This window comes from Streptomyces oryzae (genome assembly GCF_017676365.1).
In the GTDB taxonomy this organism is placed as follows: domain Bacteria; phylum Actinomycetota; class Actinomycetes; order Streptomycetales; family Streptomycetaceae; genus Streptomyces; species Streptomyces oryzae.
In genome coordinates, this window is record NZ_JADKMA010000261.1 from 1 (window position 1) to 8490 (window position 8490).

Genomic DNA, 8490 nt, shown 5'->3' on the forward strand with positions numbered 1-8490 from the left:
CCAAGTCCCCGTCCCCCGACCCAGCGGGCCCAGGCAGCCACAACCGCCGGGCCCCGCAGCACAGATGAGAGGCACCCAGCCATGACGAAGATCCTCACCGGCGGAGTCGGCAAGACCGAGGTCGCGAACGCCGTCAAGTCCCTCGGTCTCGACGGCGTCGAGGTCGCGGTCTCCAGCGACATGGACGCCGCGATGAAGCTCCGTTCCGGCCAGGCCGACTACTTCCTCGGCACCTGCCACACCGGCGCCGGGGCCTCCCTCGGCGTGCTCGTCGGCCTGGTGGGGCAGCCCACCTGCCACACCTTCGGCCGCTCGGTGCCCACGGAGGACGAGGTGGCGGCGCTGCTGGCCGACGGCAAGAAGGTCTTCGGCTTCTCCATCGACCAGATCGACGTCATCGCCCCCCTGCTCGCCCGCGCCGTCGCCGCGCGCGCCTGACGGATCCCGGCACCGACAACCCGGGCGTGAAGGAGCGACTTCCATGAGTACTGTGAGCACCGCCGGCACCCAACTGGCCGCCAACACCGGACTGGACTTCTCGCTGCCGCAGCAGCTGACCGTGATCCTCCTGTGCGCGCTGACCGCGTTCATCTCGCACATGGCGCTGGCCGTCTTCAACGACGGAGTGCGCCCGTTCATGCTGGACTTCATCCACGGGCGGACCACCCGCTCGGCCACAACGGCGGTCTCCTTCGGGCTCTCCGCCGGTTTCATCTTCGGACTCGGCGCGCCGATGGCGCTCTCCTCCGGCGTCCTCAACCCCTGGCTGCTCTTCCTGCCCACCGACATCCTGGGCCTGCTGGCGCCCAAGAAGTGGCTCGCGCCGCTGCTGGGCGCCGGCTGGGGCGCGTTGGTCGTCTTCGGCCTCAGCGGCGCCAACGAGGTGGCGCACGACCTGCCGGTCGACTTCCTGACGGCCATGCAGCAGATGTCGACGCCGATCCTCTTCCTCTTCACGCTCTTTCCCGTGCTGGCCATCACCAAGCAGTTCGGCCGTGCCTGGGGAGCGGTGGCGGGCGTCGTCGAACTGGCTCTTGTCGTGATGACGATGAAGCTGTGGCCCAACATGTTCGCCGGGGCCCTCGCCATGGCCATCGGCGTACTGCTGCTGATCGGCCTCGCCGTCCGCCGCGACCTGGTGCAGCGCAAGGCCGACCGCGCGGCGGAGGCGGCATCGGCGACCGCCGGCCAGGACCCGCCCGAGGACGACCCGATGGCCTCGCTCTTCAGCACCAGCGCGGCCCGGCTGCGGCGCTATCTGCCGCTGTTCATGGTGCTGGGTGCAGGGGTCTGCATGCTCGCGCAGATGCACATATTCGGCGGCGGTGAGGCCACCAGCTTCCTGATAGCCAAGGGCAACATCTCCGAGGCCGCGCAGGTGGACTTCTACCGGTTCTTCGGCTTCATCCCGCTGATCGCGACGACGGCGCTGGCCTCCGGTGCCTACGGCATCGTCGGCTTCACGGTCGTCTACCCGATCGGCTATCTGATGCCGAACCCGGTACTCGCGGCGATAGCCGGGGCCGTGGTCTTCGCCCTCGAAGTCCTGGCCCTGTCCACCATCGGCAAGGTGCTGGGCAAACTGCCCAGCGTCCGCGACTCGTCCGAGCACCTGCGCAGCGCCATCACCGACACCCTCCGTCTGGCCATCCTGTTCGGCTCGCTGATGGCGGCCAACGCCATGGGGGCCGGGCTCGGCATCCTCGTCGTGGGCGGGCTCTACCTGCTCAACGAGGTGATGGGCCGCCCCGTGGTCCGGATGGCGGCGGCGCCCGCAGCCGTGCTCGTCGGCGGCGTCCTGCTCAATGTCCTCCACTGGCTCGATCTGTTCACCCCCGTCAAGGGCTGACCCCAGCCTCCGATCCACCCCGTCAGGGCTGAGGCCGCGCTGCCACCTGCCACCGGAAGGCCCCCATGCGCTGGAGCACCCCCCACGGCACCCCCTCCAACGGCACCACCCCCCACGGCACCATCCCGGACGGCGCCGAGTCCCCTCACGCCGTTCCTCACGCCGGTGAGCCGCTGCTGCACACCGTCTCGGGACCACTGTCCGCCGCGTCGGTGAACGGCCCCGTGCTCGCGCATGAGCACCTGGTCGTGGACTTGGACCTCAAGGGCGACGGCGCCGCCGTACTGGACGCGCGGCGGCACGGCCCTGCGGTCAGCCGGGAACTGGCGGAGCTGCGCGAGGAGTTCGGGCTCTCCCTCGTCATCGAGCTGACCTGCCGCGGCATGGGCCGGGATCCGGCCTGGCTCGCCAGGATCGCGGAGGAGAGCGGGGTGGCCGTCGTGGCCGCGACCGGGTGGTATTACGAGCCGTACCACCCGGCCGCGGACCTGGCGGGGGCCTCCGTCGAGCAGCTCGCCGCCACCCTGGAACGGGAGATCCTTGACGGAATCACCGGCTCCGACGGCACACCGACCGGTATCCGCCCCGGTGTGCTCGGCGAGGTGGGCAGCCATGGAGAGGTTCCCACCGAACCGGAGACCCGCGTGCTGCGGGCCGCGGCGCGTGCGGCCGTCACCACCGGGCTGTCCCTGGCCACCCACGCCCAGCTCGGCCACGGCGGTCTCGCCCAGCTCGACGTGCTGACCGACTCCGGTCTCGCCCCGCACCGGATCTGCATCGGGCACCAGGACCTCCTCACCGCTCCGGCCGTGCACCGGCGGCTCGCCGAGGCGGGTGCGTACGTGGCGTTCGACACCGTCGGCAAGGAGAGTTACCAGAGCGACGAGGTGCGGCTGCGGCTGCTCCTCGCGCTGCTGGAGGCAGGACACGCCGACCGGGCGCTGCTCAGCTGCGACATCTCCCGGCACAGCTATCTGCGGAGCGAGGGCGGCCAGGGTTACGGCCATCTGTTCCGTTCCTTCCTGCCGGCGGCCCGCGCCGCGGGCGTGGACGAGGACCTCATCGACCTGCTGACCCGGCGCAACCCGCTGCGCTTTCTGACCGGCGCGAGCCCGGAGGAGATCTGAGATGGCCGAGACGGCAGCCACCCCACCGACGCCTTCCCGGCCGACCGGTTCCCGGCCGGTGCCCCCGGCGCTGCCCCGTACGTTCCCGTTGCCCACTGTCCCCGTGGAGGAGGCCGTCGCCCGGCAGTTCAGGCTGCTGGAGGCCACCGCGGGGCACTTCGCCGGGGATGAGCTGTTCGCAGCCGACACCGGCGTGGTGCCCGGACTCGGCCGGCCACGGACCACCGCACGGGTCGAGAAGGTGCTGGCCGAGTACTTCGGCGCCGAGGATGCGGCGCTCGTACAGGGCGCGGGTACCGGCGCGATCCGAGCCGCGCTGAGTGCCGCCGCCGGACCGGGGGAGCCGCTGCTGATCCACCGAGCACCCGTCTACCGCACCACGGCCGTCACCCTGCGCGGGCTGGGCGTCGAGACTGCCGAGACCGACTTCAACGATCTCGGCGCGCTGCGGGCCGCGCTCGCCTCGGGCCGCTTCCGATGGGCGTACGTACAGCACAGCCGGCAGCGGCTCGCCGACTCCTACGACCCCGCCGAGGTGCTGGCAGCATGTCGGCAGGCCGGGGTTCGTACGCTCGTGGACGACAACTACGCCGTCTTCCGGGTGCCCGCCTCCGGCGTCGAACTGGGCGCGGACGCCTCCTGCTTCTCGCTGTTCAAGCTGCACGGACCGGAAGGCGTCGGCGCCGTTGTCGGCGCTGCCGACCTGATCGACCGGGTGCGCGCCGACAACTACTCCGGCGGCGGCCAGGTCCAGGGCCACCAAGCGCTCGACGCGCTGCGCGCCCTCACCCATGTGCCGGTGATGTGGGCCCTCCAGTCCCGCGTCGGCACCGAGGTCGCCGAGCGCCTGGCCGCCGGGGAGGTCCCCGGAGTCGCCGATGTACGCATCGCCAACGCGCAGGACAGATGCCTGCTCGTCCAGCTGGAGAGACCCGTCGCCAAGCAACTCCCCGAGGTGGCGGCGCGGTTCGGCGCGGCGCCGTACCCGGTGGGCTCCAACTCGCGGTACGAGATCGCGCCGCTGTTCTACCGCATGTCCAGCTCGGCGCTGGACGACGCCCCGCAGCTCGCCGAGTGGGTCATCCGCGTCAACCCGATGCGGGCGGGCGCCGACCTGGTCCTCGACATTCTGCGCCGCGCCCTGACCACCCTCGACACGGAGCAAGCCGCCACAGCGGGGGAACCCGCCCCCGCCGGGCAGCCCGCCACCGTGGAGCAACCTGCCCCCGCCGGGCAACCCGCCAGCGCCGAGCAAGCTCCCCCCGCCGAGTAGCCCCCGCCGACGCACCACCGCACCGAACGACGCACCACCGCACCGAACACAGAAACACCGCACTAAGGACTGACGTGTTCCTCGACAGCCTGCTCGCCCGTAATCCGGGGCTCGCCGACACCGCGGCCGAGCTCCACCGGCGCGGCGAGATCCCACCCGACACCTACGTCATGGACCTGGACGCGGTCGCGGAGAACGCCGTACTCCTCGCGGAGGAGGCAGAACGGCTCGGCCTGTCCCTGTGGTTCGTCGTCAAGCAGTTCGGCCGCAACCCGGAGCTGATCCGCGCCGTCTCCCGCGCCATCCCCGCCTTCGCCGCCATCGACCCCGCCGAGGCCCGCACTCTGCACGCGGCAGGCGCCCGCGCCGGGAACCTCGGCCACCTCGTACAGATTCCGCACCGGGCGCTGCCGGAGATGCTCAGCTGGCGTCCTGAGGCCGTCACGGTGTTCGACCTCGCCAACGCACGCGCCGTCTCAGCGGCGGCCCAGCGCCTCGGGCTCGTCCAGGACGTGCTGATCCGGCTGGAGGGCGCGGACGACTCGGTCTACCCGGGGCAGGAAGGCGGGGTACCGCTGTCCGCGCTCGACGCCTTCGCCGAGGAGGCCGAGCGGCTGCCGGGCATCCGGATCGCGGGCGTCACCGCGTTCCCGTGCGTGCTGTGCGATCCGCAGACCGGTGCCCCGATGGCCACCCCCTCCTTCGACCTCGCCCTCAAGGCCCGCGAACTCCTCGCCGCGCGCGGCCACCAGGCCCTCAAGCTCAGCGCCCCCAGCGCCACGTCGATGGCCGGCCTTCCGTTGCTGGCCCGGCTCGGCGCCACCCATGGCGAGCCCGGCCACGCGCTGACCGGCACCACGCCGCTGCACGCCCTCGACACCGGCCAGCCTGAGCGGCCCGCGTACGTCTATGTGACGGAGGTGGCGCACACGCTGGCCGACGGGCGCCCCGCGCTCTTCGGCGGCGGCTTCTATCCGCGCGCCCGCATCACCTCAGCGCTGCTGCCCCGCACCGGACACCGCCTGCCCGTCCAGGGCGCGCCCGCAGAGAACATCGACTACTACCGCCTGCTGGCCGCTCCCGAGGCCACACCCGGTGCGGGCAGACAGGTGCAGGCCGGTGACACCGCACTGCTGGCGTTCCGTACCCAGATCTTCGTGACCCGCTCAACGGTCGCGGTGGTGGCCGGTCTCTCCTCGGGAAAACCCCGGCTGACCGGGCTGTACGACGCACACGGGAGGGCGTTGTGACACCAGGGGAGGGCACCGCGACGCCACAGGACGGCACCGTGACGTCAGGGGGCACCGTGACAAGCGGGACAGCCGTGGCGAGCGGGACAGCCGTAACAAGCGGGCGGACAGCAGACGAGCCGCAGGAGGCGGCCCAGTGGGCGAACGCAACTGCCCGTACCGTCATCCTCGTCGTCGACGGATTCGGCATCGGCGCCATGCCGGACGCCGGAGCGCTGCGTCCGGGGGACGCCGCCGCCGACACCTGCGGCCATGTGCTCGACCACGCCCGTGAAGCGTTCGGACGGCCGCTGCGGCTGCCGGTGTTCGGGGCGCTCGGCCTCGGCCTGGTCCACCCGCACCCCGACCTGGCCCGCGACACCCGGCTGCCGGTCGCCGCGGGCCGGGCCGCGCTCGGCTATCCGGGCGCCGACACGTTCGCCGGCCATCAGACGATGATGGGCGCGGACTTCAGCCAGGTGACCGTCGCCCGGCTCGGCGACCACCTGGCAGAGGTCACCGCAGCGCTGCGCGCGGCAGGCCACAAGGCCGAACTCCTCGACGGCAGACCGCTGCTGCTGGTCGACGGCAGTGTGCTCGTCCACGACAACCTGGAGGCCGATCCGGGCATCAACTGGAACGCCTCCGCGCGGCTGGACGACCTCGGCTTCGACGGCATCCTCGACGTCGCCCGCACGGTGCGCGCGGTGGCACCCGTCGCCCGGGTCATCGCGGTCGGCGGCCGGGCTGACGGCCCGCTGCGCCGGTTCGTCCGCGACGGCGACGGCGGGACGGTGGGCCTGGACACCCCGGCGAGCGGCTTCTACCGCAACGGCGGGCTCCAGGTGCAGCATCTTGGCGCGGAGCTGGACCACACCCGCCAGCTTCCCGAACTGGCGGCGCGGGCCGGGATCCCGGTGACGTTCGTCGGCAAGGCGGCGGACATCCTGGCGTGCGAGAAGGCCGTGCGCCGCCCCGCGGTGGCCACGGGGGACGTCCTGGCCCATACGGCGGAGGCCATCCGCGCGCCCGGCGGTTCGCTGGTCGTCGCCAATGTGCAGGAGAGCGATCTGGCGGGCCATCAGCAGGAGCCGGAGCGGTATGCGCGGATACTGGAGCAGGTCGATGCGGGGCTGGCCGCGCTGGTCGCGCTGCTGGACCGGCCCGGCGACCGCCTGGTCGTCACGGGCGACCACGGCAACGACCCGACGATCGGGCACGCCTATCACACCCGCGAGTACGTCCCGGTGCTCATCCACCGTCCCGGCGCACCGGGGGTCGAGCTGCTGCCTGACGCCGACAGCCTCGCCGACGTGGGCGCCACGGCGGCCGCGGCGCTGGGCCTGGACCCCGCGGGCCTCGCCAACGGGAGGCGGATACCGCAGCGCGCGGCGGCCTGAGCGATCATCGGCGGCCTGAGCGATCATGGGTGCCGGGCCCGAGCAGCGCCGCGGCCCAAAAGCCGCACCACAAGCCCAAGAGCCGTACCACAGACCCAAGAGCCCGTACCACAGGCCGAAGACCAGTACCGCAGCCCAAGGAAAGGACCGCGAACGTCGTGCGCACAGTGAACCTTCCCTCCGGTACGCCCGTCCCGGCACTCGGCCAGGGCACCTGGCACATGGGCGACGACCCCGCGCGCCGCGCCCAGGAGCTGGACGCGCTGCGCGCCGGCGTCGACCTGGGCATGACGCTCATCGACACGGCTGAGATGTACGGCAGCGGTGCCGCCGAGGAGCTGGTCGGCGAGGCCGTCAGGGGGCGCAGGGACGAGGTCTTCCTCGTCAGCAAGGTGCTGCCGTCCAATGCCGACCGGCGCGGCACCGTCGAATCCTGCCGCGCGAGCCTGCGCCGCCTGGGCACCGACCGCATCGACCTGTATCTGCTGCACTGGCGCGGCGGCGTACCGCTGCCGGAGACGGTGGAGGCACTGGAAGGGCTGGTCCGCGCGGGGGACATCCGCTTCTGGGGCGTGAGCAACCTCGACACCGACGACCTCGCCGACCTGCCCGAGGGTGCGGTGCCGGCCACCGATCAGGTCCTCTACAACCTCAGCCGGCGCGGCGCCGAGTTCGAGCTGCTGCCCCGCTGCCGCGAGCTGTCGGTCCCCTTGATGGCCTACTCACCCGTGGAGCAGGGCCGGCTGCTGGACCACCCCGCGCTGCGCCGGGTCGCCGACGCGCACGGTGCCACCCCCGCGCAGGTGGCCCTGGCCTGGGTGCTGCGGCACGACGACGTCATCGCGATCCCCAAGGCGTCCTCGCGCTCCCACGTCGAGGAGAACCGGGCCGCAGCCGACCTGCGGCTCACCGAGGAGGACCTGGCGGCGCTGGACGAGGCGTTTCCTCCGCCGTCCCGCAAGCGCCCACTGGACATCCTCTGAGGATCCCGCCGGCGCCGTACCCGGATAAATCGGTGGCACGCCGCAGCGGCGAGCGACGACTCTGACGCTATGCCAGAGCCACCCAAGTACCAGATACGCGCCGCGCACACGGCCACCACCGTCACCGTCTACCAGGCGTACGCGCCCCGGCTCGGCCTGCCCGCGGTCCGCGACGGACGGTTCCCGGCGGCATGGAAACGGGACCGGATGACGTGGATCAAGCCGTCCTTCCTGTGGATGATGTACCGCTGCGGCTGGGGCACCAAGCAGGACCAGGAGACGGTCCTCGCCGTCGAGATCACCCGCGAGGGTTTCGAGTGGGCGCTGCGGCACGCCTGTCTGTCGCACTACGACGCCGACCGGCACGCCGACCACGCCGCGTGGAAACGGCAGTTGCGGCAGTCACCGGCCCGGGTCCAGTGGGACCCCGAGCGCGATCTGCACCTGCGTCCGCTGCCGCACCGCTCCCTCCAGCTCGGCCTGGCGGGCGAGGCGGCGCGCCGATACGCCGATGAGTGGACGGTCTCCCTCACCGACGTCACCCCTCTTGCCCACCAGGTCCACACTGCCGTCCGGAACGGCGACCTGGCTGCGGCCCGCGCCCTTCTCCCCCCGGAACCGCCCTACCC

The 8490-nt window shown here is 72.3% G+C and carries 8 protein-coding genes; all 8 read left to right on the plus strand.

Features of this window, described 5'->3' with window-relative positions:
* Nucleotides 1-81 precede the first annotated feature (81 nt).
* Nucleotides 82-438, plus strand: coding sequence for a DUF2620 domain-containing protein (locus ITI46_RS31620; protein WP_209243370.1), 357 nt, complete (start codon nucleotides 82-84; stop codon nucleotides 436-438).
* A gap of 43 nt (nucleotides 439-481) precedes the next feature.
* Nucleotides 482-1849, plus strand: coding sequence for a YhfT family protein (locus ITI46_RS31625; protein ID WP_209243371.1), 1368 nt, complete (start codon nucleotides 482-484; stop codon nucleotides 1847-1849).
* Between the two features lie 65 nt (nucleotides 1850-1914).
* Nucleotides 1915-2976: a phosphotriesterase family protein gene (locus ITI46_RS31630; RefSeq protein WP_209243372.1), complete on the plus strand. Its 1062-nt coding sequence runs from the start codon at nucleotides 1915-1917 to the stop codon at nucleotides 2974-2976.
* A gap of 1 nt (nucleotide 2977) precedes the next feature.
* A complete protein-coding gene (locus tag ITI46_RS31635; protein WP_209243373.1) occupies nucleotides 2978-4249 on the plus strand; it encodes an aminotransferase class V-fold PLP-dependent enzyme in 1272 nt (423 codons plus the stop codon).
* Between the two features lie 74 nt (nucleotides 4250-4323).
* Complete coding sequence (locus ITI46_RS31640; protein ID WP_209243374.1) at nucleotides 4324-5499, plus strand: alanine racemase; 1176 nt, start codon at nucleotides 4324-4326, stop codon at nucleotides 5497-5499.
* A gap of 164 nt (nucleotides 5500-5663) precedes the next feature.
* Entirely contained in the window at nucleotides 5664-6878 is a 1215-nt protein-coding gene (locus tag ITI46_RS31645; protein ID WP_209243377.1) for a phosphopentomutase, read from the plus strand.
* 158 nt (nucleotides 6879-7036) lie between these two features.
* Entirely contained in the window at nucleotides 7037-7861 is an 825-nt protein-coding gene (locus tag ITI46_RS31650) for an aldo/keto reductase (RefSeq protein WP_209243375.1), read from the plus strand.
* Nucleotides 7862-7930: 69 nt separating this feature from the next.
* Nucleotides 7931-8490, plus strand: a 560-nt coding sequence (locus ITI46_RS31655) for a DUF4291 domain-containing protein (protein WP_209243376.1), incomplete at its 3' end; no start/stop codon positions are given.

Bases quoted from the DNA above. Each gene is read 5' to 3' on its own strand.
- ITI46_RS31620 (WP_209243370.1), top strand. From the start codon at position 82: ATGACGAAGATCCTCACCGGCGGAGTCGGCAAGACCGAGGTCGCGAAC.
- ITI46_RS31625 (WP_209243371.1), top strand. From the start codon at position 482: ATGAGTACTGTGAGCACCGCCGGCACCCAACTGGCCGCCAACACCGGA.
- ITI46_RS31630 (WP_209243372.1), top strand. From the start codon at position 1,915: ATGCGCTGGAGCACCCCCCACGGCACCCCCTCCAACGGCACCACCCCC.
- ITI46_RS31635 (WP_209243373.1), top strand. From the start codon at position 2,978: ATGGCCGAGACGGCAGCCACCCCACCGACGCCTTCCCGGCCGACCGGT.